Origin of the sequence: Cellulomonas humilata, from assembly GCF_013359775.1 — a bacterium.
GTDB lineage: Bacteria > Actinomycetota > Actinomycetes > Actinomycetales > Cellulomonadaceae > Cellulomonas > Cellulomonas humilata.
Genome location: NZ_JABMCI010000060.1, coordinates 77247 through 102443 on the forward strand (window position 1 = coordinate 77247; position 25197 = coordinate 102443).

The following is a 25197-nucleotide window of genomic DNA, read 5'->3' on the forward strand; positions in this document are numbered from 1 at the left end:
CGGGTGGTGGCACGAGCGTATCAACCGGCTGACCGAAGTTCAAAGGAGCGAACAGCGTCGCAATGTGGTGCACTCTGATGAACAGGGTTAGCCAGGGTGGTCGCGACGGAGAGGTGCGGGAGATGCCGGACGTCGGGTTCATCGGGCTGGGGATCATGGGCCTGCCGATGGCGGGACACATCCTGGACGGGCTCCAGGGCTCGGGGTCGGCGCTGGTCGTCTGCTCCACGACCGCCGCGAAGGCGCAGGGACTGGTGGAGCGCGGCGCCGTGTGGGCCGACGGTGCGGGCGAGGTCGCGGCGCGCTGCGACGTCGTGGTCGTCATGGTGCGGGACATGCCCCAGGTGCGTGAGGTGGCGCAGGGGCTGCTCGCCGGGGCCGTCGGGCGGTTGACCGTCGTGGTCTGCTCGACGGTCTCCCCGCAGGACGTGCGTGACCTGGACGCGGAGCTCTCGGCGGCCAGTGCGGGCGCGGTGCGGGTGGTCGACGCGCCCGTCTCCGGCGGCCAGCAGGGCGCGGTCGCGGGGACCCTGTCGATCATGGTCGGCGGCCCACCCGAGCTGGTCGACCGGCCGGTGTCCGTGCTCTCCGCGGCCGGGCGCCCGGTGCACCTGGGTCCGCTCGAGGCCGCGGTCGTCGCCGAGCGGGCGGGGCTCGACGTCGCGCAGCTCCTCGACCTGCTTCAGGGCGGCTACGCGGCGTCCACGATCCTGGCGGACAAGGCTGACCGGTACGCGCGAAAGGACTACGCGGTCTCCGGCGCGGCGAAGTTCTGGATCAAGGACCTCGCCGCCTATCGCGAGGAGGCCGAGATCACGGGGACGCGCACCGTCCTGGCGGACCGGCTGCACGACACCTTCTCCGAGCTGACCGCTGCCGGGTGGGGCGACGAGGACTCGACGGTCGTGCAGGCGTGGATCGAGGGGCGCCGACCGCTCACGTGACGAGGTGCCCGTCGCGGCGCGGACGGGTCACCGTGAGCATGAGCGTGGCCCACAGGGCCGCGACCCCTGCACCGACGAGGAACCCGACGCCGACGGCGCTCGACGGGGGACCGCTCTGGTGGTTGGCGAACGCGAACGACGTCATCCCGCCGCCGGTGCACGTGACGTCCCGGGTGGTCGGCGCGTAGATCGTCCCGACCAGCGTCACGACCCCGAGCGTGGAGTCGTCGGCCGTGAGGTGCTCGTCCGCCAGGTCGAGCGTCGCGGGGACCTGCTCGGGCGTGAGCCAGGTGCAGGTGACCGCGTCGGGGTCGGTGACGTCCGCACCCCAGACCGCTAGGGTCCGCTCGCCCGCCTGTCCGGCCGCGCCGGCCACGACGGGTGCGGTCAGGGTGGGGCTCGGGGGAGCGCTCGCGCTGCGGAGCATGACCAGTCCGACGACTGCGAAGAGCACGACGCCGAACAGGGCGAGGAACCCGGACGCGCGGGCCACCCCGCGGACGAGGGTGCCGAGCTCGCTCACGACGTGATCTCGACGGACGACAGGATCGCGTCCAGCGGGGTGTCGTCGAACGTGTCGCGCGGGCCGATGGCCTTGACGACGATCTGCTCGCCGGACTCGAGGTCCGCCACGAGCCACCGCGACCGGAGCTCGGCCGTGGTGCCGTCGCTGCGCCGGACGTCGCTCACGAACGTCACGGTGGCGACGGAGGACGCCCCGGCGAGCTCACCCTCGCCGGTCTCCACCTCGTCGGCGCCGGTGGTCGCCTTCTCGCCGAGCACCAGCGCGGCGGCTTCCGCCGTCGCGTCGCGGGTCGGCGCGGTCTGCACGGTCACCAGGACCCCGGCGCGCACACGCTCGTCGTTCTCGGGTGCCGTGAGCGCCACGGTCTCGTCCGTGTCCGACCCCGGGTACAGGTCGGCGCCGGCCGCCTGCTCCCACTGCTCCGGGACGTGCAGGGTCGCCGGACCGACCGCGACCGGCTGCCACGACGGGTCGATGCTCGGTGCAGCTGCCGGTGCGTCGGCCGAGCACGCGCTCAGGCCGAGCGCGGCGGCGGCGGCCACGAGCGCACCCCATCGGGTGGAGAACATGTGTTGCCTCTCTCGTGCGGTGTCACTGCTCCAGGCAGCCGGCGCGCTCGACGAAGTCGGCGCCATCCCAGTAGGAGTATCCCGTGGCGTGCCGGGTGGTCGACGTGTAGTCGCCGGAGATGCCGACCTTGATCAGCGCCTCGACGTCGAGGTTCCCGCCGTTGGTCGAGGCGTCGATCGCGTAGTCCTGCACCCACGTGTACCCGTCGGTCTTCGCGGTCTCCTGGAAGTCGGACCACGTCTCGCCGTAGTTCAGGGTGCTGAAGTCCAGAGCGCCGACCTCCTGCGTGACGCCGGGCACCTCGATCCCCAGCCCGAGCGCGAGCTTCGCGGCGGTGACGCGCTGGTCCGTCGTGCCGAGCGGGACCTGCCAGGTGGTCTGGCTGTAGTCCACGTAGTCCAGCGGGTCGTTCGCCCCGGCGTTCGTCGACGACGTGTCGGCGTAGGCCGAGCCGAGGGTGACGAGGCGCATGGCCGTCGCGACGCCGTCCGCGTCACGGTCGACCTCGACGGTGACCGCGCCGCCGTACGACGCGACCGCGGCCGCGAACTCGGTCCACTCGTCGCCGACGGTCCCCGACGCGCGCGTGACGCCGCTGGAGCTGGCCGTGAACACGTCGGTCGTGCGGCCGTCGCTGTACTGCGTCTGGCCCTCGTAGGTCCCCGCCTCGACGACGCCGCTGGCGTCCCAGTCGATGAGCGTGGCGAACGCCTCCCCGGACGCGCTGACGCCGACCTTGACGAACGTGGACTCGGCATCGAGCTGTTCCAGGTCGGACGCGCCCGTGACCCAGTCCGCGAAGTCGCGGCCGAACCAGTCGTCGCCGACCATGCCGTCCTTCACGTCGTCGCTGTCGGCTGCGTGCAGGATGTCCCACGCCTCGCCGTCGCTCGACGCGTAGTAGACGTCGCCGAACTTGAGCTGGTCGGTCACCGAGCCGCCGATCCCGATCGCCACGCCGTACCGGTTGTCGTTGACGACCGCCGAGGCGTCGAAGCCGAGGCCGCCCTCGACGCCCGCACCGAGGGACCCGGTGCGCGTGAGGCGGTACCGGCCGTCGCCCAGCGACTCGACGAACCACGTCTTGCCGCCCTCGAGCTGGACACCGAACGCCGCCGACCCCTGCCACGCCCCGCCGTTGCCCGAGACGACGCAGGGCGGCGGGGGGACGTAGTCGTCAGCGGCGCGCGCCGGCCCGCTCGTGCACTCGCCGCCCTGGCCGAGGCCCGAGGTGAGCTCGCACAGAGCCGCCGTGACCTTGTCGCCGAGGGAGAAGCGGGTGAGTCCGAGGACGAGCGCCACGACCAGGAGCGCGGCCGCCGCCACGATGCCGATGTACTCGAGGGTGCCGGCTCCGGCGTCCGGTCGGTTGGCCGACCGGGTGCGGAGCCGGGTGGTGGGCGGTCGGGGTGGGTGGCGATGGTCGTCAACCCTGGGGTGCACGTGGGCCCTCTCGTCGGCGCGGGTCGTCGCGCCCGCCCAGGGTACGGGCGGACGCGACGTCCGGTGGCCGATTCAGAGGACCAGGTCAGGGGCGTGCGGGCCGACCCTGACCGTCGGCCGGCGGGCCGCCCTGGCCGCCGCCACCGCCCATGCCGCCGCCCATCCCCGCGATCGCCTCGCCGGCCGTGCCGGTGGCGGCGACGGTCGAGCCGCTGCTGTCGCCGGCCTCCGCCAGCCCGCCGACGGTCTCGCCCGTGACCGAGCCGCCGGTCGCCGCCGAGTAGGTCTCGCCGGAGACGACGTCCGCGGACGCGTAGACCAGCGACGAGAAGTCCTTCGACGACTCGAACGCGGCGATCTCGGTCCCGTCGGCGTCGAGGAGGTGGACCACCGTGCCGGCGGCCTGCGTCGAGGAGAACGTGAAGGCCACGAACGACTGGGCGCTCGTCGCTGCCGGGGTCATGGCCATGCCCGACGCGCCGGCCGCGAGGATCGTGCCGCCGGAGACGTCGAACGTGCCGTCCACGTCCAGTGCGCCGTTGCCGTCGTTCGTCGGTCCGCTGACGACGGCCGTCCCGCCGGTCATGGTGAAGAACCCGTTGGCGTCGAGGCCGTCGCCGTCGGAGTCGACGACGATGGTGCCGCCCGTGATCGTCAGGCCGACGTCGGCGCTGGCGGTCCCGCCCGCGGCCTGCTCGCCCGTGGCGCTCGGGTCGGAGGCGTTCACGCCGTCGTCGCTGGCCACGACGCTGATGTCGCCGCCGGCGATCGTGATGAGGCCGGCCTCGAGGCCCTCGTTCGACCCCGTGATGTCGACGGCGCCGTCGCTGATCTGGAGCGCCTGGTCGCCGTGCACGCCGTCGTCACCCGCGTCGATGGTCACCGAGCCGCCCGCGATGCTGACGACGCCGTCGGAGCCGATGCCGTCGTCGGCCGCGTCGATCAGCAGCTGCCCGCCGCCGACCACCACGGATACGGTGCCGGAGATCCCCTTGGGGGAGGCGTCCTCCACGACCGCGGTCCCGCTGCCGCCGCCGGAGACGATCGCCAGCGTGCCGTCCGCGACGATCGCGTCGGTCTGCGCAGCGATGCCGTCGTCACCCGCCGCGACCGTCACGTCGCCGCCGGTGATCTCCACGTAGCCGAGGGTCTCGTCCTCGTCGTTGTCGGACTTCAGGCCGTCGCCGCCCGCCGTGACGTCCAGCGTGCCGCCGGAGACCACGAGGTAGTCCTTGCCACGGATGCCGTCGTCGACCGCGTCGACCGTGATCGTGCCGCCCGCGATGACGAGGCCGTCCTTGGCGGCGATCCCGTCGTTCGCGTTGCCGGCCACGGTCAGCGAGCCGTCACCGGTGATCGTGAGGTCCGCGCTGCTGTACAGGGCCGCGCTGGCCTCGTCGGTGTCCGCGTACGCGGTGGTGTCGGACAGGGTGCTGTCGCCCTCCAGGTGGACGACCACCTGGTCGGCGTCGAGCACCTGGAGCGGCGAGGTCGTCGAGCTGGTCAGGGAGGCGTCGTCGAGGATCAGGTGGACGACGCCGTCGTCGGTGGTGTTCACGACCACCGAGCCGTCGGCCAGGGTGCCGCTCAGCCGGTACGTGCCGGCCGCGGTGATCGTGATGCTGCTGCCGTCGACGGTCACGGCGTCGGTCGCGGTCGGGGTGTCGAGATCGATCGCGACCTCGTCCGACGAGGCCTCCAGGTCGACGTCGTCGGGCGCGGTGTTGGCGGCCATCGCCTGCTCGACGGTGACGTTCGCGTCCGTCGTCGTCGTGACGGTCGCGGTGTCGTCCGTGGTGGACGCGGCGTCGGCGGTCGCCGTGCAGCCGGCCAGGAGGACCGCGACCAGCGCGGCGGGGGCGAGGAACTTCGGGGTGAGGCGTCGCATGAGGGTGTGCTCCTAACGGGTGACGTGCCGGTCGAGGACGCGGCGCCACGGGTGGTGGGGGAGGTCGGTGTGCAGGGCGGCCATGCCGGTGCCGTACTTGGAGATGCGCACAGGGCGGTGGCCGTGCCGCCACAGGAGGCGGTCGGTGGAGGAGGGCGTCGAGCCCGTCTTGGTCTCGATCACCACGCGGTCGTCCAGGCGGCGGCTCGCCCCCGTGAGCGCCGACGTCCACACCAGGCCGGTGTCGATCGTCGTGCGGCTGTCCGTCCGGGGGAGGTAGAGGGTGGTGCGCCGGTAGGTGCTGACCAGGGTCTTCTGGAAGGCCGCGTCGCTGTCGAGGACGTCGTCGGCGAACCGGCGACCCTCGTCGGTCAGCGTGTCGCGGTCGTCGGGGTCGTACGGCAGACGCGTCTTGACGGTGCTGCCGCGCGGACCGCGGGTCTTCACCTCGACCCAGCAGAGCTCGGAGTCCACGTACGTGCGGGTGCGGATCTTGAACCGCCGCCGACGTCGGTGCGCCGCGCCCAGGTAGCTGGTCAGGTCGGGGGTGTCGAAGTACACGGACTCGTAGGCGAAGTCGCGCTCGTCGCCGATCTGGAGGATGCGTGCGCCGGGCTCGATGCCGCGCAGGAGCACGGGGACCGCGTCGGCCGGGACCACGTACTTGCGGTCCATCCGGGTCTGGAGGCTCGCCCGCTCGGTGAGCTCGACGAGGTCGATGGGGTCCAGGGTGTCGAGGATCATGCCGACACCAGCGTCCGCGCGGGGCTCAGCTCGTACCGGACGTCGACGCAGGTGGTGTCGTTCACGAGGTCGACGCGCTGCACGATGGCCGTGTGCACCGTGGCGCCGAGCAGGCGTTCCAGGTGCGCGACCAGCGCGGTCTCGTCGGTGATCGCCGAGTCCAGGATCATCGTCTGCTGCCGGTACTGCCGGAGCATCCGCGGGTGGTCCACCACGGCCATCACGACGACGACCAGGACCATGAGGGCGGCGTTGAGCACCGACGGCGTGACCGCCAGCCCGCCGAGCAGACCGAGCGCCAGTGCGGAGAAGTAGTAGGCGACCTCGTGCTGGGTCAGCTCCGTGGACCGCAGCCGGATGATCGACAGCACGCCGAACAGCCCGAGCCCGAGGCCCGCACCGACCGCGCTGCTCGCCAGGGCGGCCGCCACCGCCAGCACGCCGACGTTGACGCCGAGGTACGCGACGACGAGGTCACGCCGACGGTGCCGGGGGAAGTAGACGCCGAACGCGAGGACGCTGATGGCGACGAGATCGAGCGCGAGGAGCGCGTACTGAGTCATGGGAACCCTCCTAGTGGGACGGGTTCCATTCAGCCGAGCGCGCCTGTGCCGTTGCTGTGCGGGGCCTGAGGCGCAGGCGTGCATCGTGCACAGATCACCCGGCGACCGGCCGAACGTCCGCGGCCGATATGGAAGGGTTTCCCCTCGTTCCCCCACCACCCCCCACCCTGGGAGTTCCCCCGTGCGCGTGTCCCGTCATCTGCTCGCCGTCCCGGCCGCCGCCGTCCTCGCCTGGTCGCTGGCCGCGTGCGGAGGTTCCGCCCCGGCGGCCGCACCGACCACGTCCGAGAGCGCGTCGGTCGAGCAGGAGGAGACCGTCGCCGAGCCCGCCGGTTTCGAGCTCACCACGGAGAACCTGGGCGACATCGCCACCGCGATGCTGGCTGCGAAGACGTACGACACCACGATGGTCACCGACGTCGGCGGCGCCTCCATGACCGCCCAGGGCCAGGCGCGCGTCACCGACGCCGGCAACGAGCTGACCATGACCATGAGCAGCGCGCAGATGGCCGCACCCATGGAGATGCGCATCGTCGGCGGTCAGATGTACATCAACATGGGCGAGCTGACCGGCGGGCTGTTCTGGCAGCTGGACCCGACGGACACCAGCAACCCCCTGGCGGCGTCGCTCTCGCAGACCACCGGCGCCACCGCGACCGACAGCTTCGCGGAGATCCTCCCGGCCCTGGTCAGCGTCACGAAGTCCGGCGCACCCGAGCAGATCGACGGCGTCAGCGCGCAGCCGTACGACGTGGTGGTCGACACGAGCAAGATGGCCGGAGTCTCGGCCGAGCAGTTCGCGTCCGCCGCCGCCGCGGGGGTCGAGGTGCCGAAGGAGCTCACCTACACGTACTGGGTCGGGGCCGACAAGCTGCCCCGCAAGCTCGTGATGGACATGATGGGCTCGCACATGGAGATGACGCTCAGCAACTGGGGCGGTCCCGTGACGATCGAGGCCCCGCCGGCCGACCAGGTGACGGCCGCACCGGTGATGTGATCAGCGCCTGACGCGGTACCGGGTGTGCTGCACGCCGCCCGAGAACTGCCGCTGGTCGACGAGCTCGAGCTCGAGGCGCACGCCGTTGGGCAGCGCCCGCGTCCCACTGCCGACCAGCACGGGGTGCACGAAGAGCAGGACCTCGTCGACGAGTCCTGCGCGGAACGCCGCCGACGCCAGACCGGGACCGCTCACCGAGACGTCCCGGTCGGCGTCGGCCACCAGCGCGCGCACCGCCTCGGGCTCGAACGACCGCTCGAGCCGCGTGCGGCGCGTGGTCACCGCGTCGAGGGTGCGCGAGTACACGACCTTCTCGGCGGCCCGCCACACCTCCGCGTAGTCGCGCTCGATCGGCGAGTCGTCGGCGTCCTGGCCCGCCGTCTCCCAGTACTGCATCACCTCGTACATGCGGCGGCCGAGCAGGTGCGTGCTGATGTCGCGGTTCAGCTCGTTCATGTACTCGTGCAGGTCCGCCGGGGGCATGGCCCAGTCGAACCTCCCGTCCGCGTCGGCGACGTAGCCGTCGAGCGAGGTGATCGCGCTGGTGAGGAGGGCCATGTGGGCCAGCATGGCGCGCCGAGTGTCGGTGGTCGATCGTACACTTGTTCGAATCGACGCGATCGACTGGAGGTGGAGATGACGGCGCTTGTCGACGCCCCGCCTGGTGTCGCTCCGGCCTGGGACATGCTGCCAGAGCTCAACGCCTACCCGATCTCCGGTGTGACGCTTGCTGAGCTCGCCGGTCGGCTCGAGGCGGTGTCGGTCGCGGACGCCGCGGACGTGACGCTCGTCAACGCGGTGAGCGCGTGGCAGCAGGTGGTCAACATGGCCCAGGCCGCTCAGGCGGCCGTGATCCGCGAGATCGAAGCCCGGACCGTCGACGCGCTCGCGCGTGTGCCCGATGAGCTCGCGTGCGCGCTGGTGTGCACCAGGCGCTCCGCGCAGGACCTGCTTCTGCGGGCGTGGGGCACGGCCCAGCACCCGGCGCTGGGCGATGCGTGGGCGGCCGGTGCGATGGACGCCCGCAAGATCGACGTGATCTTGGCCGAGGTCCACCGGGCCGGGACGGCTCTGTCCGCGTGCGAGGTCGACGCGGTGGTGTGCGATGCGGTGGACCGCGCCGCGGAGCTGACCGGGCCGCAGCTGACCCGGCACGTGCGGGCCGCCTTGCTCGCTGCCAACCCCGCGGTCGCTGAGCAGCGCCGACTGGTGGAGCGGGAACGGCGTGGAGTGTTCCTGGAGCTGGCCCCGGACGCGATGGCCCGGCTCATCGCCTACCTGCCCGCGGCGGACGCGACGGCGGCGTTCACCGCGATCGATGCCTTGGCCGGGCACGCCAGCGTCGACGGCGACGACCGCAGCATCGACCAGCGCCGCGCCGACGCGTTCGCGGATGTGTTCACGGGCATCCTGGACCGGCGGACCACTCCCGACGGGACCCCGCTACCCACCCGGCACGGGCGCCGGGTCGCCCTGCAGGTCACCGTCGCGGCCAGCACCCTGGCGGGCCTGGACGAGCACCCTGCGGTGCTCGAGTCGTACGGGCCCATCCCGGCTCAGGTCGCCCGCGAGCTCGCCCAGGACGCCACCTGGCGGCGCATCCTGACCGACCCGACCGGGCAGGTCTGCGCCGTCGGCACCGACACCTACCGGCCCGGTGCCGACCTCACGCGCACAGTCATCGCACGGGACGTGACGTGTACGTTCCCCGGCTGTCGAAAGCCCGCCGACCGGTGCGAGATCGACCACCGCGTCCCGTACGACCACGCCCGCTCACCAGGCTCCGTCCTGAACCCGCAGACCTGCGAGGCGAACCTGCACGCCCTGTGCAAGCACCACCACCAGGCCAAGACCAAGAGCTGGTGGCAGGTCACCCACGACGCCACCACCGGGATCTCCACCTGGACCGACCGCCACGGCCTGACCTACGCCCGCCACCCCGTCCGGGTCCACAGCACGCCGACCGCCGCTGACCACGCCGCACTCCCACCACCACCACGCGGCTGGGGCGACCCACCCTTCTGACCTGCGCGGACGGGTCAGGCCGGCGTCCACCCCAGCCGCGGCGCGATGCTCGTCGCCACGTTCTCCAGGATGCGGCGGCTCATGGCGTGCGTGGCATTCGCCGGGAGGACGATGTCGAGCCCGGTGGCCTCCTGGAGCGCGACGTCCGCCTGCAGGCTGGCGACGACCTGGTCGGGTGACCCGTGGTGCGTCGGGCTGAACACCCCGAACCCGGTTCCGGCGGGCGGGCGGCCCGTGGCGTCGAAGCGGCCGGCGTACCAGGCGATGTACTCGGCGAACAGCTCGTCGTCCTCGGGCGTGACGCTCGGCAGGACGATCCGGCCGGCGACCGCGCGCGGGGTGCGGCCGGGGACGTCGAACGTCTCCTTGTACGCGCGGATCTGGTCGCGCTGCGTCTCCTCGAAGGACCGGCCGTCGTCCTCCCCGTTGAGCGTCGAGACCAGCAGGTCCATCCCCTGCTCGGCGGTCCGCACGGCGGTCGCCTTCGATCCCGGGCCGTACCAGACGCGATCGGCCAGGCCAGGGCTGTGCGGCGTGACGGTCAGCGGGGTGCCGGGGGGCGCGATCGGGAAGCCACCCTCCGGAGCGATTGCGACGGGCTCCCCGGCCAGGGCCGCGCGCAGGCGGGCGATCCGGTGCTGGGACTCGTCGTCGAACGAGAGCTCACTGGTTCCGTAGACACCGTCGAGCAGCGCGGCCGACGGCTTGATCCCGCCGGCGACCCCCAGCTCGAGCCGACCGCCGGACAGCAGGTCGACCGTGGCGGCGTCTTCCGCGACCGCGATCGGGTCGGCGTACCGCATCGGCAGGACGGCGGTGCCGAACCGGATGCGCGTGGTCGCCTGGCCGATGGCCGCGAACAGCGGGAACGGCGAGGAGAGGAACTGCTCCAGGTGACGGACCCGGACCCAGCCGATGTCGTAGCCGAGCTCCTCGGCGTACTGGAACAGGTCGATCGCGTCGCGCAGGGACTGCCCGGCGTCGGCGGGGTCGTCGTACGGGACGAACGTGAGGAAGCTGAGCTCCAGGCGGGGGGCGGTCACGCGCGCATCGTACGAGGCCCGTGAGGACGCGGACGCCTGCTGCATCCCACGTCTCAGTCGCCGAGCACCCAGCCGTGCGGCTCGGCCAACCGGTCGGCGGACTCCGGTCCCCACGACCCGATCGCGTACGGCTCGGGCGTCGGACGGTCGGCGCCCAGCAGGGGAGCGAACGCGACCCACGCCGACTCCAGGCCGCCGGGAGTCGTGAACAGGGTGCGGTCGCCGACCAGCACGTCCTCCAGCAGCCCCGCGTACGGCGGCAACGACGAACCGGGCTCGACGTCGGCCAGCTCCAGGTTGGCCGTCCCGGTCCCGAGCTCGAGGAACGCGCCGGGCTTCTTGACGGTCGTCGTCACCTTCAGCTCACCCGAGCCGGCCAGCGAGACGACCACGCGGTTGGGGCCGACGGGGGAACCGAACAGCTCGTCCGGCGTCCGCAGCACGAGCGTCACCTGCTGCGCCGAGCCGCCCATCCGCTTGCCGGTCCGCAGCAGGAACGGCACGTCCTTCCACCGGTCGGTGTCCACCCAGAGGCGCGCGGCGACGAACGTGTCGGTGGCGGAGTCGTCGGGCACGCCCTCGATGTCGCGGTAGCCCTCGAACTGCCCGAGCACCACGTCGTGCACGGGGTCCAGCGGGCGGAAGTGCGCGATGACGTCCTCGCGCGCCTTGGCCAGGTTGGCGGCGTCGAGCCGACGCGGCGGCTCCATCGCGACCTCCGCGGCCACCTGGAACAGGTGGGTGACCAGCATGTCGAGCGCGGCGCCGGTGGCGTCGTAGAACTCCGCGCGCTGCGCGACATCCAGCGTCTCGGGCACGTCGATCTGCACCTGCTCCACGTGCCGCCGGTTCCACACGCCGCCGAACAGCTCGTTGGCGAACCGCAGGACGTGCAGGTTCTGCGTCGCCTCCTTGCCCAGGAAGTGGTCGATCCGGAACACCTGCTCCTCGTCGAACGCCGCGTGCACGGTGGCGTCGAGGTCCCGGAACGTCTCCAGCGACGTGCCGTACGGCTTCTCGTACACCACGCGGACCCCGTCGGTGAGGCCGGCCTTGGCCAGCGCCCGCGTGATCGGCGCGAACGACGAGGGCGGGACCGCGAGGTAGTGGATGAGCGTGGGGTCGCCGCCGAGCACCCCGCGCAGGCGTTCCAGCTCACCCGGCAGCTCCCCGGCGTTGCCGTCCTCGCTCACGTCCCCGCAGTACGCGGTGTGCCTGGTGAGCTCCGGAACTCCCTCGGCGGCCTCGTCGTCGCCGAACTCCGCGACCGCGCCCGTCAGCAGCTCATCGAACTCCTTTGAGGTGATCGCCGTCCGCCCGGTGCCGAGCAGCGCCCACCGCTCGGGCAGCAGACCGCGGCGCTGGAGGGTGGCCAGGGCGGGCAGCACCATGCGCTTCGCGAGGTCCCCGCGGGCACCGTGCAGGACGACGATCAGGGGCTCGGTGGGCGCCATCGGGCGGGGTCCTCACGACGGAGACAGGCGGAGCCTCGACCGTACGTTCGCTTGCCGACGAGCGCGCGGCGGACTAGCCGACCGCCGCCGCCACGCGCTCCACCCGGGCCACGCGGTCGAGGATCGCGTCCAGCACCGCACCGCGGTCGAACTGCATCGCGTGCAGGCGGGCTCGGGTCTCCCAGCCGGCGCGCTCGTCGGGGGACATGGTCAGGACCCGGTCCAGCGCGGAGGCGATGGACGACGGCGACTCCACCGGCACGATGATCGCGGTGTCGCCGACGGCCTCGCCGATGCCCCCGGTGTCCGTGGTGATGACGGGTCCGCCGCCGGCGAGCATCTTCTCGGCGAGGGCGATGCCGAACGTCTCGACGAACTCCGGGCGTGGCTTGCTCGGCAGGACGTACGACGCGGACGCGGCCATGAGGTGGGCCTTCTCGTCGTCGTCGACGTCGTCGAAGAACACGATGCGGTCGGCGGCGCTCGATGCCGCGGCGAGCTCCTGGAGCCGGTCGGCGTCGGGGCCGCTCCCCGCGATGACCAGCCGGAGCGAGTCGGCAGCGCGGCTGGCCGCGAAGCCGGCGATGAGGTCGTCTACCCCCTTGGCGTGCGCGAGCCGGGACAGGAACAGGACGTAGCCGTCGGCTGTCAGGCCACGGGCGTCGAGCACGCGCGAGGTCTCCGCCGGGTCCAGGTCCAGGTACGAGCCCACGTCGATGGCCGGGTAGGAGACCGTCACGCGCTCGCGGCACTGGGCTGCGAACGTGGTGCCGTGCTTGGCGTCGATCGCGGCGGCCTCGGCGATGATCAGCTCGCGCGTGTAGTCGCTGACCGCCAGGCAGACGTCGTGCTCGAGGTAGCTGGACAGCACGTGCGCGGCGGCACCGAACTGGTCGTTCTCGACGCAGGCGCGCACCACGTTGGTGACGTCGGACCCGACCGCCTCGGCCACGGTCGTGACGTTCACGGGCAGGCCGGTGCGGCGGGCGACGTGCACGGCGTCGGCCACCGCGAGCGAGTGCGGGCTCAGGTACAGGGACATGGCGACCGTCGGGACGCCGTCGGTGAACAGCTCCACCAGGCGGCCGACGATTCCCGCGAGCCAGCGGCCGTCGGGCACCTTGTAGTCGCCGACGGGCTCCGGGCGCTCGACCGTGATGCCCGGCGAGTACGGCAGCACCCCGTCGAGCGGCTTCAGCGGCAGGCCGGTCGCCTGGAGCCGGTCGATGGGCCACGTGACGATGCGGACGTCGTCGAAACCCCGCTGGAGGGCGGCCTCCGCGAGGTTGCGGGCCTCGCCCGAGTGCCCGCAGATGACCGGGTCGGCGCGGACGACGATGACGAGACGGCGGTTCGGGTTCACGTCGGCTCCTAAGGTCAGCGCCGCAGCGCGGTGGTCGGTGGGGTGGTGCTGACTGACGGGGGCCGGACCGTGGTGCCCCAGGCGCTGGGCGTCGGACCGAGCTCCAGATGGAGGCGGCCGCCTCGATGGACCTCGGTGCCGGTCAGCCAGGTGCGGTCGAGCCGCTCACCGTCGAGGTGCACGGACTGTACATACTGGACAGGGCCGCCGGGTGTCGGTTCGGTGAATCCTGAGGTCTCGATGGTGAGGAAGCGGTCGCCGACCTCGATGCTCGACTCCCGCCAGGCGGGCGCGCTGATGAGGAACAGGTTCTGGCCGGCCACCGGGAAGAGCCCCAGCGACGCCCAGACGAACCACGAGCTCAGGCCGCCGGAGTCGTCGTTCCCGGGCAGCCCGCCGCGGCCGGTGCCGAACTGGTTCTGCACGATGGCCTGCACCACCTCCGCGGTCCGGTCGGGCCGGCCGGCGTAGTGGTAGGACCAGGGCGCCTCCATGTCGGGCTCGTTGTTCAGGCCCTCGAACCGGTTGAGCGCGTACCCCGCGGCCATCTCCGCCAGATCAGGCCGAAGTCCCGGCTGCACCACGGGTGGGGCGTCGAACCCGAAGAAGTGGTCGAGCTGCGCGACGAAGGCGTCGTCGCCACCCGAGAGCTTGATGCGCGCCGCCATGTCGTGCAGCAGCCGGAACGAGTAGTTCCACCGGCCGCCCTCGTAGTACGTGGAGTCCTGGAGCAGGCCGGTCTCCTCGTCGAACGCGTTGACCCAGCGCGCGGCCAGCGGGGTGAACTGCTCGACGAGCATCGGGTCGCCCACGTGCGCCGCGATCTGCGACGTGCACCAGTACCCGAACGCCAGGTCCAGCGTGTGGCTGATCGGGTGCACCTTGCCGCGCAGCAGGAAGTCCTCGCCGTACGTCCGGCGCAGGTCGTTGTGCATGTGCACCAGCGCCCAGTCCCAGTCCATGCCCGGCAGGCCCAGCTGGCACAGGTCGGACAGGAACGTGTGCGCGAGCGCGCTCGCCTGGCGGCTGAACTGGTCGGCACCACGCGCCATCCGGTACCCGATCGGGAGGTTCCCCTCCTCCTCGGAGATGTACAGCAGCGCGTTCGCCAGCTCGACAGCACGCTCCGGCATCAGGGTGGTCAGCAGCGGCAGCTGCGTCCGGTAGATGTCCCACATGGTCGCGAGGTCGAACGCGAACGGGCCGTCGGCCGGCCAGAACGGGGACTCGTCGGGCGCCAGGCAGGGCTTGATCAGCGAGTGGTAGAGAGCCGTCGAGAAAACGGTCTGCTTGTCCTTCGACGGGGTGTCCACGCGGATCTTGTTGAGGCCCTCCTGCCACACCGCCGCGGTCGCCGCTCGCCTCGTTGCAAAGCTGGACGGACCCGGGCCGCACTCCCGCTCGAGATTCTCGCGGGCCTGGTCGACACCCCGCAGCGAGAACCCGAACCGCAGCTCCACCACCTGACCCGGCTCCGACGGCCCCGCCCACATGAGCCCGAACGGCCGCAGGGTCGTGGGCCTGATCCGGTCGAAGTCGAGCCGCGTGCCGCCCGGCATCAGCCGACGGTCGTACCAGAGCATCTGCCGCCAGCGCGGGTCGTCGCACTCCACGTGGATGGCCAGCGGAGCACCCTCGACGACGATCTCGCCCTGCGCGATGCCCGGGCTGATCGAGTGCAGGTGCGCCCGCAGCGGCACGGTCCGCCCGTACGGGATGGTCAGGCCGCCGAGCGAGAAGTCGATGACCAGCCGCGCGTCGCGGTGCGCGGGGAACGTGTACCGGTGCACGGCCGACTTGGGGCCGACGGTGATCTCCGCACGGATGCCCGACTCGAGCGTCGCCGCGTAGTAGCCCGGCTCCGCGGCCTCGTCGACGATCTCCCACACGTCACCCAGGTCGTCCAGCGGCTGGAGCATCGGCGTGACGCGGAAGTAGTTGTAGTACTTGCGGATGGCGCCCGTGCCGGACTGCTGGAAGTGCGTGAACCCGCTGGCCACCTGGCGCTCGTGCATCTCCGTGGGGAGGCCCTCGGTGCCGAGGTCGTAGCGGCCGTAGCCCGTCGGGTACGCCCCGCTGTACGCGCACGCGCTGACCATGCCGAGCGGGTAGGTGGCGCCCGGGTGCGTGTTGCCGACCTGCGGCTTGGGCCACCACCAGCTCGCCGCGATGCCCTGCTGCGGCGGAAGGGCCGTGGCCTCGGTGCCGATGAAGGGGTCGACGCGTTCGAACATCTCCCGCTCCTCGCGCTCGTCCGGTGACGACAGGGTCGCGTGCGGGAGACGCCTGCGTCCATGCCTGGTCCTGGGGGGACCGTACGTGCGGAGTGTTGCGGGGGGGTTTCGTGACGGGCTCGCGCGGAGCTCAGCCGCCCATCAGGCGAGGCAGGATGTTGACGAGCATCATGAGCGCGCCGCCGAGGAGGAGCAGCTTCAGGGCCGCCTCGCCGAGGATCGATCTCTTCGACGGATGTCGTCGCGACGCTGCTCGCTGCCTCGTCCGTGACCGTGGCGCGGAGGACCGCTGCTTCGTGGTCACCCGCTTCTGGAGCCGAGGACGAGGTGCGGACCGGACGACCCCGGGACTGACCGGTCCTCCGAGGTGCGAGAGCAGGAATCTCCCCGCGTCCGCGACGTCGTAGGGCGAGAGTCTCGGTGCGAGAGACACCAGGTAGGCGGGTAGCTGCGCTCGGCCAACCACCACGACGCCCCATGGGAGCTCAGTGGGCTCGACGTCCTGACCTGCCAGGCACACGACGCCACGAACGGCCGACCTGTGCTGCGGAGCGAGCTCGGCCACCAGATCCGCTGTTGCGCGTGCAACCGACTCGACCTGGCTGGTGCGGTCGTACCCGTTCTGTCGCAGCCGGCCATCGCTCACGACGACGTTCCCCGACCAGTTCTTCGCGTCGACGAGGATGACGCCGCCCGGCCCGAGAGCCACGTGGTCGAGATTCGCCTGAGGACGCCCCGGCCAATGGAGGTCGTGCAGAGACGTCCAGCCATACCGGCCGACGGACTCGATCGCCGCGGCTACCTGTCGCTCGCCCTCGGCGCCCGCAGCCCACGCACGCTGATCACGTTGGGCTCGTGCGAGCTTGGCCTGGACTTCAGCGTCGACGGCCGCGCCCCTCGACTGCTCGGCGCGCAGCTGGGCAACGCGTCGCGCGCGCCTTCCGGCCTGTTCCTCGGCCCCGAACCCAGCTTCGCCCACGATCGCCTCCAGACGGGGCCATCGACAGTTGCCGGAAGCACCTTGAGCTTCCGGGTGACACTCGGCAGCGCCATGCACCCGTCGGCCCGCTGAGTTTGCGGGGATGAGTCGGCCGGGGCACGGTGGGCGATGGCGTGAGCACGGGCCGCGTCGTCACCACCGGAGGACCCGACCATGACCGACGCGGCGACCACCCGTGCCTACCAGCCCCCTGCCGTCCCGCGCTCCGCGTGGAACGCGCTCATCGTCCTCATGGCCGGCATGTTCATGGCCCTGCTGGACACGACGATCGTCAACGTGGCGCTCCCCACCATCCGGCTCAGCCTGGATGCGTCGGAGGCCACGCTCAGCTGGATCATCAGCGGCTACGCGCTCGCGTTCGGCATCGCGCTGATCCCGGCGGGGCGGATCGGTGACCGGGTCGGGCACAAGTGGGTGTTCTTCACGGGGCTGCTGCTCTTCACGGTGGCGAGCGCGTTCTGCGGGCTGGCGCAGGACAGCCTTCAGCTGATCGTCGCGCGGGCGGTGCAGGGGCTCGCCGGGGGCATCTTCGTGCCGGGTGTCACGGCGATGATCCAGCTGCTGTTCCCCCCGCAGGTGCGCGGCAAGGCGTTCGCGATCATGGGGTCGGTCATCGGGGTGTCGACGGCGTTGGGGCCGATCCTCGGTGGGTTGATCATCGAGGCGTTCGGCGACGAGAACGGCTGGCGGCTCGTGTTCTGGGTCAACCTGCCGATCGGTGTCATCGCCCTGATCGCCGCCGCGAAGATCCTGCCGGCGGGTGCGGAGGGCAAGCAGAAGCCGGGGTACGACTTCGTCGGTCTGGCGCTGGTCACCGCGGGACTGATCGCACTGCTGGTGCCGCTGATCGAAGGGCAGGACAAGGGCTGGCCGACCTGGACGTTCGTGACGCTGGCCGTGGGCGTGCTGCTGATCGTGGCGTTCGCGCTCTGGGAGAAGCACATCGAGGACGACAACCCGATGGTGCCGCCGCACCTGTTCTCGCACCCGGCGTTCACCGGCGGGACGATCCTGGCGCTGGTCTACTTCGCGGCGTTCACGTCGATCTTCTTCACCATCTCGCTGCTCTGGCAGGCCGGGCTGGGGCACACCGCGCTGGAGTCCGGGCTCGTGGCCGTGCCGTTCGCGATCGGGTCGATCATCGGGGCGTCGCAGAGCAACCGGCTGTCGCAGCGGATGGGCCGCACCGTGCTCGTCGTCGGCACCGCCATGGTCGCGGTCGGACTGGTCTGGGTGTGGCTGGTCTTCCGCCAGGTGACCGCCGCCGACCTCACCCACTGGCAGCTCCTGGTGCCCCTGCTCATCGGGGGCATCGGCAGCGGGCTGTTCATCGCGCCGAACGCGCAGTTCATCGTCGCCACCGTCGACCGCTCGGAGGCCGGTGCGGCCAGCGGGGTGATCGGGGTGATGCAGCGCGTCGGGTCGGCCATCGGCATCGCCGTCATCGGCAGCGTCCTGTTCGGCACGCTCGTCATCACCAGCAACGACCCCGCGCAGATCGCGCAGGCGTTCACCGACAGCGCCGCGCACGCCATGGCGGTGAGCGCCGCGCTGGCCGTCGTCGCCTTCGCGCTGGTGTTCGTGCTTCCCCGCAAGGTCGACGCGCACGGCGGGCCGCCGCCCGCGGAGTGAGTCGTCGCCGAACCGTCGACGGGACGCCACCTGGCGGCCACGTCGCCGGAGTGCACTGGGTGCCATGGCCATCGCGCTGGACGTGCCCCGCCTCTACTCCGCGACCGACGACCACCAGCCGGAGACCGGCAGCACCGTGTGGGCGGTGGCGCACCCGATCGGGGAGGCGCCGGACGGCCCGGATACCCGCTGGGTGCTGGTGATGGGCGAGGTGATGGGGGTGCGGCTGGACACGCCGGGCTGGCCGAACGGGCAGGTCTGGTCGACGCCGGAGCTCTGCCGGGAGCACGCGTGGGCGCGGCACGTCGTCGGCCGGCGACACCACACGGGGTTCGAGGTGCTGCGCCTCGAGGTGGTCACACCCAGCCTGTTCCGGCTCGCAACCGGCTGATCCGCAGGTAGCGTGACCCTCGCCCGCAACGACGAGGGAGCACCACGATGAAGGACTTCGACCAGGCCCTGCGCACCGCGGCGCCCGGCACGATCGACGGCGCCAAGCTGCTGACCCGGTTCGCCTACGAGAAGCTGGCCGTGCCGAGCGGGGGACCGGTCGGGGAGCACCTGGAGGGGTTCATCCCGGCGATTGTGCACCGCGACGGCGCGCACCACCTGGTGGCGTTCTCGTCCGAGCAGCGGTTCCGCGACGAGGGCCGCCTCGGTGGTGACGCCGTGGCGATGCCGGTCCGCGAGGTGCTGCTGCGCATGCCTGCGGACGTCGGCATCGTGATCAACCCGGGCAGCTCGCAGGGGTTCGAGCTGGGGCCGGACGTCGTCGCGCAGCTGCGCGACGAGCTGGCGCGGCCGCACGACGAGTGATCAGGCGGGGACGGGCACCTTCACGCTGGTGAGGAACGCGGCCGCCTGCGTGAGGTCGTCGAACTCGTCCTCGACCAGGTCCACCAGCAGGTCGTTGCTCCACAGGATCAGCCGCCCGAGGGTGAACTGCTCCTTGGCCACCTCGGGGAGCGTCAGCCCGTAGACGCGCTGCGCGATCTCCCGCTTGCCGCCGCGCGCGCCGCCGTACGTGGAGATCGGCAGGTAGGCGTCGGGCGACATGGCGACGAGCAGCCTGGTCAGCGCCGGCTCCTTGAAGCCGGTCATCCCGAGCCCGCCCTGGCCGAGGATCAGCCGCGTGAGCCGGTCGGGGAGCGGCACCGTCGCGGGCCCGTAGAGCAGGTAGCGGATGGTGTTGCGGGTGCGGGCCGACGCCTCACGCTCGCCCATCGTCTTCCACGCCCGGTTGAACGACGCGGTCGTCGCGTTGGTGGCGCCGGGGGTCTCGTTCACGAACGACAGGAGGTCGCGCGGCTCGGCGTCGGCCACCTCGTCGCGGCTGAAGACCTGCTGGTAGTGCGACCAGTCGAACCCGGGCTCGGTGGGTGCGGCAGCCTTGGCGAGCGCCGCCACCTGCTCCAGCCGGGCCGGGTCCACCGCCGAGCGGTCCGGGAAACGGGCCTGGAGGTCGGCCGACGAGGCCGGCAAGGCGGCCTGCGCCTTCGACTCCCCACGGGTCCACTGGTGCGCGCACGCGGTGCATCGGATGATGCGGCGATCGTCCGCCAACCGTTCGACGAGTTCGAGCTCTCCGGACGTACAGACCGGGCATGTCAGCATGGTGCTCCTTCGTCTCTATAGAGAGTGTGACGCACCCAGCGGACCTCCGGCGCCGATCGGCAGGTGCAACCACCACGTGATGCCCGTCCCGATGCGTTCCAGACCGCACTTCTCGTAGAGCCGTACCCCTGCCGGCGTGGAGTTGAGCACCACCGTCCGCGCCCCGGAACGGGCCGCCGCGGAGCACACCGCCTGCATCAGCCCGGAGCCCAGGCCGCGCCGCTGGAACGGCTGCCAAACGTCGACGTCGAACACCCCCGCGAGGTCATCGACCTGGTGCGACCACGCCCGGCCGGCGAACCGGCCCTCGTCGTAGGCGGCGGCGTACCAGGCCCGCGCGGGCCGCAGGCGCGCCATCGCCAGCTCGGCCGCGTAGCCGGCGTGCATCCCGCGGTAGTCGCTGGTCGTCTCCTGGAGCTCCACCCGGGCGTCCGCCGGGATCCCGCCGAGGTCCGCCGGACCCGCCATCCACCACGGCTCCCAGCCCTCCTCGAACCCGGCGGCGGCCAGCGGAGCGGGGTCGACATCCTTTCCGAGCCACGCGCCTACGGTCCGTCGATGCAGTGCGCGTGCGCGTTCGATGCCGCGAGCGAGCGCGGCGGGGTCGATGACCTGCGGGAACATGAGGTTCGCGTCCACCCAGGTGAGTCCGTCGTCCTCCCACGTCTCGGCGCCGAGCACCTGGGCGCGCAGCTGGAACCAGCTGAGCTGGACGCGCTCGCAGTCGGCGATGGTCGCCGTCACACAGGGCCTCGTCGGATCCGCTCGAGCAAGCCGTCCGGGGTGACGTTGTCGAAGTCCCAGTTGGAGTCGATCCACCAGGTGACCCCGGCGTCCTCCAGCGCGGCGATCTTGTCGTTCGCCTCGGTGGGGTCGGTCGGCAGCACGCCCTCGACCACCAGCTCGAACGGCTCGCCGCCGCGCTGCTCGGTCACCCAGGCCGAGATCTCCCGGAGCTGGTCGGGGACCAGCGGGTCGAAGGAGTTCTCCCGGCGGACCGGCATCACCCCGTCCCGACCGGCCGCCCGGCGCATCGACCTCGGGGCGAACCACGCGCCGATCACCCAGACGGGGATGGTCCCGCGCACCGGCCGCGGCTGGAACTGGAAGTCGGTGAACTGGTAGTAGGCGCCCTCGTGGCTGAACTTCTCGCCGGTCCAGGCCTGGTCCAGGATCGCCAGGGACTCGTCGAGCAGCGCCGCCCGCTCCTTGACGTCCACGTGCTCGCCGGACACCCGGCTGTACGCGGCGTCGTCGATGGCGCCGAGGCCGACCGGGAGGACGAGGCGGCCGCCGGAGAGCTGGTCGACGGTGAGCGCCTGCCGGGCCACCTCCCACGGCTTGCGGCGCGGCAGCGAGAAGACCATGGCGCCGAGCGTGACGCGACTGGTGCGCACCGCGGCCGCGCCGAGCAGGGTCCACGGGTCGAACGTGTCCATGGGGCCGATGGCGATGCCGTCCCACGCGAAGAAGCCGTCCCAGCCGGCGTCCTCGGCGGCGACCGCCATCTCGATGTTCTGGGCAGCAGTTCCGCACGTGGCGGTGACACCGAACTTCATGGCACCCGACGCTACGCCCGACCTCCGACAACGGTCCGGCCGAGCGTCTCGGCGATGGCGTCGTCCCACGGCGTCGCGACGAAGCCCAGCATGCGTGACGACGCCGCGGTGTCCATGACGTAAGGCTGCGTGAAGTGGTCGGAGACGGCGGCGACCTCCCGCAGGAGCGGCGACACCAGGCCCAGGGCGCGCACCACGGCCGCCGGGATCGGGCGGATCCGCGGTGCCGGGCCGCCGACCGCGAACCGTTCTCCGAGCTCGCGGAGCGTCAACGGCTCCGCGGTGGGGACGTGCCACCCGTGCCCCCAGGCGGCGGGGGTCGCGCCGGCTGCGACGAGCGCGCGGGCGAAGTCGGGCAGGTAGCTCCAGCTGTGCGGCTGGTCGACGGCGACGACCGGGCGCACCACCTTGCCGGCCAGGAGGGGATCGAGGAACCGCGGGCCGGCGAGCGCCTGGGAGTCCGCGAGCGGACCGACGTAGTCCGCCCCGCGCACCTCGGTGACCCGCACGTCGCCGGCGCGGTGGCGGGCCTCGGCGTCACGCCACATCTGCGCCCGCACCGCTCCCTTGGTGTCGGTGCTGTCGAGCGGCGAGTCCTCGGTCATCACGGCGCCGTGGGTGGCGTAGCCGTACAGGTTGCCGGCAGTCACGAGCACCGCCCCGGTGCGCGACGCCGCGTCGAGCAGGGAGGCCCACAGCGGGGGCCAGTCGGTGGGCCAGCGGTGATAGGCCGGCGAGGCGCAGTTGTAGAGGACGTCCGCTCCCCGCACCGCCGCGGCGAGGGCGTCGGCGTCGGTGGCGTCGACGGTCGCGTGCGTGATCCGGCCGGAGGGGGTACCGCCGGACCGGCTGAGCACGAGGACGTCGGCCCCCTGGTCGGCGAGCAGGTGGGCCAGCGTGGTGCCCACGGCACCCTTGCCGACGATGACGTGGCGGCTCATGGCGAGGTCTCCTCGGTCGAGATGAGAGCAGTGCTCTGCGTTGTGAGCAATGCTCGCACAATGTCTCGGCGAGAACAAGAGCAGTGCTCGCAGTTCTGGCACACTGACGGGGTGACCGAGCCGACGACCGCCCCCTTGCGCGCACGCGACCGTGCGCGGGCCGAGCTCATGTCGGAGCTGCTCGCCGCCGCACGTGCCCATCTGGAGAGCGAGGGCTCCGCGGCGCTGAGCCTGCGGGCCGTCGCGCGGGACCTCGGCATGGCGTCGTCGGCGGTCTACCGGTACGTGCCGTCCCGCGACGCCCTGCTGACGCTGCTGATCATCGAGGCGTACGACGCCGTCGGGCAGGTCGCCGAGGACGCGGCCGCCGACGCCCGTCACAGCGGCCCCGCGCAGACCTGGCTGGCCGTCGCCCGAGCCGTGCGCCGGTGGGCGCTGGACCAGCCGTACTCGTTCGAGCTGATCTACGGCACACCGGTGCGCGGCTACCAGGCCCCGCAGGACACCGTGCCCGCGGCGCTGAGGCTGTGGGGCGTCATCGTCGGCCTGCTCCTTGAGGCGTTCCAGGAGGGCGTCCTCGACCCGACGGGCCCCGCGTTCGACCCCACGGGACGCATGACGCCCGAGGTCTACGCGTTCGCCGGCTGGGCCGACCCCGCCACCGTGCCCGTCGAGGTGGCCCGGGTGGCCACCCGTTCCCCGACGCTGTTCACGTCGCTGGTCGGCGCCATCTCCACCGAGCTGTTCGGCCACCTGCACCGCGTCGCCGCCGACCCCGCCCTCCTGTTCGACGTCACGATCGCCACGTCGGCCGCGGGCGTCGGCCTGCGGATCTCCCTCGACTGACCAGGAGTCCGCGCAGGTCACCGCGCCCGGTGCTCAACCGGTGCGGCCCGCGTGTCGATGGGGGAGCAGCGTCGTCGTCGCATCGAACAGGAGAGACGTGAGCACCCAGGACCCGTTCCAGCCCCCGAGCACCGGGTGGAACCCGCCCGCACCGACCTACGGTCAGCCCGTCCCCGACCCGTACGCGGCCCCGTCCCCGTACGGCCAGCCCGCCCAGCCGTACGGCGAGCCGACGTATGGCACGCCTCCGCCTGTCTACGGCGCGCCCGCGTACCCCGGGCCCGCGTACCCCGCGCCCGCGTACGGCGCTCCCGCCTTCGGTGCGGTGCCCGCCTACGGTGCGACCCCCGCGTTCGGTGCCCCCGCCTACGGGTACGGCTACCCGGCGGGCGGCTTCGGCTACACGCCCAGCTATGCGTCGTGGCTCCAGCGTGTGGGTGCCTACCTGCTCGACTCGCTCGCCTGGGTGCCGTACCTGCTGGGTCTGATGGTCATGACGGTGACCTCCGAGTCGGGCTACGACGCGTACGGAGCGTCCGCGGACCAGCCCACGGCGACCGGTCTGGTCACGTTCGCCGTCGGCGCGGCCGTGACGCTCGGCCTGTGGGTGTGGAACCGGTGGGTCCGTGGCGGTCGGACGGGACAGTCGTGGGGCAAGAAGGCTCTGGGGATCACGCTGCAGAAGGATGGGACCGGCGCGCCGCTGGGCGTCTGGATGGCGTTCGTGCGCGACGTCGCCCACTACGTCGACGGCCTGGTGCTCTACCTCGGGTACCTGTGGCCGCTGTGGGACACGCAGCGGCAGACGTTCTCGGACAAGCTGACCAAGTCGGTCGTCGTCCGCTGACCTACCTCGCGCGGGTGTACTCGGCGTGGACGACGGCCTCGGCGGCCTTGCCGAACATGCAGTAGTCGCCGTCCGTCGCCGCGTCGGCCTCGTCGTACAGCCGCGCCGGCCAGTCCCAGAGCATGAAGCCGCGCACCCAGTCGCGGCGCGCGCACGCCGAGAAGGCCGCCCGGTACCAGTCGACCTGCGCCTGCTCGGACGGAGCCCCGTGCAGGGCCCAGTCGTTGGGCAGCGCGGGGGAGCCGACCCGGCTGGGGCAGCCGGCCTCCATGAAGAAGAACGGCGTGCCGTGCGCGGCGACCACCTTCTCGATGCGGTCCAGCTGGTTCTCCCAGTCGTCCACCGGGTAGTAGCCCGACGAGGAGATCACGTCGACCGCGTCCCACCAGCCGACGTGGTCCTCCTGGTACTTGTCGCAGTTGTAGGTGACCAGGCCGGGGTAGACCGCGCGGACGTCGGCGACCAGGGCGCGCCACTGCGCCTCGCGGCGGTCCGACTGCACCATCTCGCAGCCGACGCAGAACATCTCGGCGCCCTCCTCGGCCGCGATCCGCGCGTGGTGGACGATGAACTCGGTGTAGCTGGCGAACCACTGCGACCACGTCGGCTCCGGCGGGACGTCGATGTCGAAGAAGTTGATGTGCGCGCGCCACGTCCCGTTCCGGACGTTCACGACGGGCTTCAGGCAGACCTTGAGCCCTCGCTCCTTGGCCGCCCGGATGGCCCACCGGACCTCGTCGTCGGTGACGGTCGGCCGGTCGCGGAACTGGATCTGCGTCGACTGCGGGGTGTCCTGGAGGGCGCTGAGCGTGATGGCCGTCCACGTCACGCCGAGGCGCTCGACCATCAGGTCCATGGACCGCTCGGCCTCGGGGCCGCCCCACGTGCCCCGCACCCCGGTCCAGCCCCAGGTCATGCCCGCCACGTACCCGATGTCATCTCCGGTGATCACGACGGCAGCCTA

The 25197-nt window shown here is 72.0% G+C and carries 26 protein-coding genes; 9 read left to right on the forward strand and 17 right to left on the reverse strand.

Going from position 1 to position 25197, the window contains the following annotated elements:
• The first annotated feature begins 122 nt into the window (after positions 1-122).
• Positions 123-944 (forward strand): NAD(P)-dependent oxidoreductase, encoded by an 822-nt coding sequence (locus HP550_RS07970; RefSeq protein WP_175347055.1) that lies wholly within the window; start codon positions 123-125, stop codon positions 942-944.
• Here the strand turns inward: HP550_RS07970 and HP550_RS07975 are convergent.
• From HP550_RS07975 to HP550_RS08000, 6 genes are all read right to left on the reverse strand, one after another.
• Positions 937-1467 (reverse strand): hypothetical protein, encoded by a 531-nt coding sequence (locus tag HP550_RS07975; protein WP_175347056.1) that lies wholly within the window; start codon positions 1465-1467, stop codon positions 937-939. The genes HP550_RS07970 and HP550_RS07975 overlap by 8 nt on opposite strands.
• The gene (locus HP550_RS07980; RefSeq protein WP_175347057.1) at positions 1464-2039 is read right to left on the reverse strand and encodes a hypothetical protein; all 576 of its coding nucleotides are present in this window, start codon (positions 2037-2039) and stop codon (positions 1464-1466) included. The genes HP550_RS07975 and HP550_RS07980 overlap by 4 nt, the downstream gene beginning before the upstream one ends.
• Positions 2040-2061: 22 nt before the next feature.
• On the reverse strand, positions 2062-3483 hold the full coding sequence (locus tag HP550_RS07985) for a hypothetical protein (RefSeq protein WP_175347058.1): 1422 nt from the start codon (positions 3481-3483) through the stop codon (positions 2062-2064).
• Between the two features lie 85 nt (positions 3484-3568).
• Complete coding sequence (locus tag HP550_RS07990; RefSeq protein ID WP_175347059.1) at positions 3569-5371, reverse strand: carbohydrate-binding domain-containing protein; 1803 nt, start codon at positions 5369-5371, stop codon at positions 3569-3571.
• A gap of 12 nt (positions 5372-5383) precedes the next feature.
• Positions 5384-6115 carry a polyphosphate polymerase domain-containing protein gene (locus HP550_RS07995; RefSeq protein ID WP_175347060.1) on the reverse strand — a complete coding sequence of 244 codons (732 nt, stop codon included), beginning with the start codon at positions 6113-6115 and terminating at the stop codon, positions 5384-5386.
• Positions 6112-6678, reverse strand: coding sequence for a DUF4956 domain-containing protein (locus HP550_RS08000; protein ID WP_175347061.1), 567 nt, complete (start codon positions 6676-6678; stop codon positions 6112-6114). Before HP550_RS08000 ends, HP550_RS07995 begins: the two co-directional genes overlap by 4 nt.
• A 181-nt stretch (positions 6679-6859) precedes the next feature.
• On the opposite strand from HP550_RS08000, the gene HP550_RS08005 reads away from it, so the two are divergent.
• Positions 6860-7675 carry an SCO4651 family lipoprotein gene (locus HP550_RS08005; protein ID WP_210767810.1) on the forward strand — a complete coding sequence of 272 codons (816 nt, stop codon included), beginning with the start codon at positions 6860-6862 and terminating at the stop codon, positions 7673-7675.
• Here the strand turns inward: HP550_RS08005 and HP550_RS08010 are convergent, their stop codons facing one another.
• Positions 7676-8233 (reverse strand): dihydrofolate reductase family protein, encoded by a 558-nt coding sequence (locus tag HP550_RS08010; protein WP_175347063.1) that lies wholly within the window; start codon positions 8231-8233, stop codon positions 7676-7678. It lies immediately after the preceding gene.
• 78 nt (positions 8234-8311) lie between these two features.
• On the opposite strand from HP550_RS08010, the gene HP550_RS08015 reads away from it, so the two are divergent.
• Positions 8312-9700, forward strand: coding sequence for an HNH endonuclease signature motif containing protein (locus HP550_RS08015; RefSeq protein ID WP_175347064.1), 1389 nt, complete (start codon positions 8312-8314; stop codon positions 9698-9700).
• A 14-nt stretch (positions 9701-9714) separates the two neighbouring features.
• Here the strand turns inward: HP550_RS08015 and HP550_RS08020 are convergent, their stop codons facing one another.
• The 5 genes from HP550_RS08020 to HP550_RS23205 form a co-directional block, all read right to left on the reverse strand.
• Positions 9715-10743 carry an LLM class flavin-dependent oxidoreductase gene (locus tag HP550_RS08020; RefSeq protein WP_175347065.1) on the reverse strand — a complete coding sequence of 343 codons (1029 nt, stop codon included), beginning with the start codon at positions 10741-10743 and terminating at the stop codon, positions 9715-9717.
• A gap of 53 nt (positions 10744-10796) precedes the next feature.
• Entirely contained in the window at positions 10797-12197 is a 1401-nt protein-coding gene (locus tag HP550_RS08025) for a glucose-6-phosphate dehydrogenase (RefSeq protein ID WP_175347066.1), read from the reverse strand.
• Positions 12198-12270: 73 nt separating this feature from the next.
• Positions 12271-13560 carry a glycosyltransferase gene (locus HP550_RS08030; RefSeq protein WP_175347068.1) on the reverse strand — a complete coding sequence of 430 codons (1290 nt, stop codon included), beginning with the start codon at positions 13558-13560 and terminating at the stop codon, positions 12271-12273.
• A gap of 14 nt (positions 13561-13574) precedes the next feature.
• Positions 13575-15794: a glycoside hydrolase domain-containing protein gene (locus tag HP550_RS08035; protein ID WP_175347070.1), complete on the reverse strand. Its 2220-nt coding sequence runs from the start codon at positions 15792-15794 to the stop codon at positions 13575-13577.
• A gap of 130 nt (positions 15795-15924) precedes the next feature.
• On the reverse strand, positions 15925-16584 hold the full coding sequence (locus HP550_RS23205) for a nuclease-related domain-containing protein (protein ID WP_425484433.1): 660 nt from the start codon (positions 16582-16584) through the stop codon (positions 15925-15927).
• On the opposite strand from HP550_RS23205, the gene HP550_RS22230 reads away from it, so the two are divergent.
• The 4 genes from HP550_RS22230 (at position 16537) to HP550_RS08055 (ending at position 19242) form a co-directional block, all read left to right on the forward strand.
• A complete protein-coding gene (locus tag HP550_RS22230) occupies positions 16537-16866 on the forward strand; it encodes a hypothetical protein (RefSeq protein WP_246280679.1) in 330 nt (109 codons plus the stop codon). The genes HP550_RS23205 and HP550_RS22230 overlap by 48 nt on opposite strands.
• Positions 16867-16947: 81 nt before the next feature.
• Positions 16948-18426, forward strand: coding sequence for a DHA2 family efflux MFS transporter permease subunit (locus tag HP550_RS08045; protein ID WP_175347074.1), 1479 nt, complete (start codon positions 16948-16950; stop codon positions 18424-18426).
• A 64-nt stretch (positions 18427-18490) separates the two neighbouring features.
• The gene (locus HP550_RS08050) at positions 18491-18817 is read left to right on the forward strand and encodes a hypothetical protein (protein WP_175347075.1); all 327 of its coding nucleotides are present in this window, start codon (positions 18491-18493) and stop codon (positions 18815-18817) included.
• A 47-nt stretch (positions 18818-18864) separates the two neighbouring features.
• Positions 18865-19242 (forward strand): SseB family protein, encoded by a 378-nt coding sequence (locus tag HP550_RS08055; protein ID WP_175347077.1) that lies wholly within the window; start codon positions 18865-18867, stop codon positions 19240-19242.
• Here HP550_RS08055 and HP550_RS08060 read toward each other — a convergent pair whose 3' ends face one another.
• The 4 genes from HP550_RS08060 to HP550_RS08075 form a co-directional block, all read right to left on the reverse strand.
• Positions 19243-19908, reverse strand: coding sequence for a hypothetical protein (locus tag HP550_RS08060; RefSeq protein ID WP_175347079.1), 666 nt, complete (start codon positions 19906-19908; stop codon positions 19243-19245).
• 147 nt (positions 19909-20055) lie between these two features.
• A complete protein-coding gene (locus tag HP550_RS23010) occupies positions 20056-20784 on the reverse strand; it encodes a GNAT family N-acetyltransferase (protein WP_210767811.1) in 729 nt (242 codons plus the stop codon).
• Positions 20781-21599 (reverse strand): LLM class flavin-dependent oxidoreductase, encoded by an 819-nt coding sequence (locus tag HP550_RS08070; RefSeq protein WP_175347080.1) that lies wholly within the window; start codon positions 21597-21599, stop codon positions 20781-20783. The genes HP550_RS23010 and HP550_RS08070 overlap by 4 nt, the downstream gene beginning before the upstream one ends.
• A gap of 11 nt (positions 21600-21610) precedes the next feature.
• Positions 21611-22540, reverse strand: coding sequence for an NAD-dependent epimerase/dehydratase family protein (locus HP550_RS08075; protein ID WP_175347082.1), 930 nt, complete (start codon positions 22538-22540; stop codon positions 21611-21613).
• Positions 22541-22651: 111 nt separating this feature from the next.
• Here HP550_RS08075 and HP550_RS08080 point away from each other — a divergent pair, with 111 nt between their 5' ends.
• On the forward strand, positions 22652-23386 hold the full coding sequence (locus tag HP550_RS08080; RefSeq protein ID WP_175347084.1) for a WHG domain-containing protein: 735 nt from the start codon (positions 22652-22654) through the stop codon (positions 23384-23386).
• A 97-nt stretch (positions 23387-23483) separates the two neighbouring features.
• Positions 23484-24233 carry an RDD family protein gene (locus HP550_RS23015; protein WP_175347086.1) on the forward strand — a complete coding sequence of 250 codons (750 nt, stop codon included), beginning with the start codon at positions 23484-23486 and terminating at the stop codon, positions 24231-24233.
• 1 nt (position 24234) lies between these two features.
• On the opposite strand, the gene HP550_RS08090 is transcribed toward HP550_RS23015, so the two are convergent.
• The gene (locus HP550_RS08090) at positions 24235-25185 is read right to left on the reverse strand and encodes a glycoside hydrolase family 113 (protein WP_425484427.1); all 951 of its coding nucleotides are present in this window, start codon (positions 25183-25185) and stop codon (positions 24235-24237) included.
• Positions 25186-25197 lie beyond the last annotated feature (12 nt).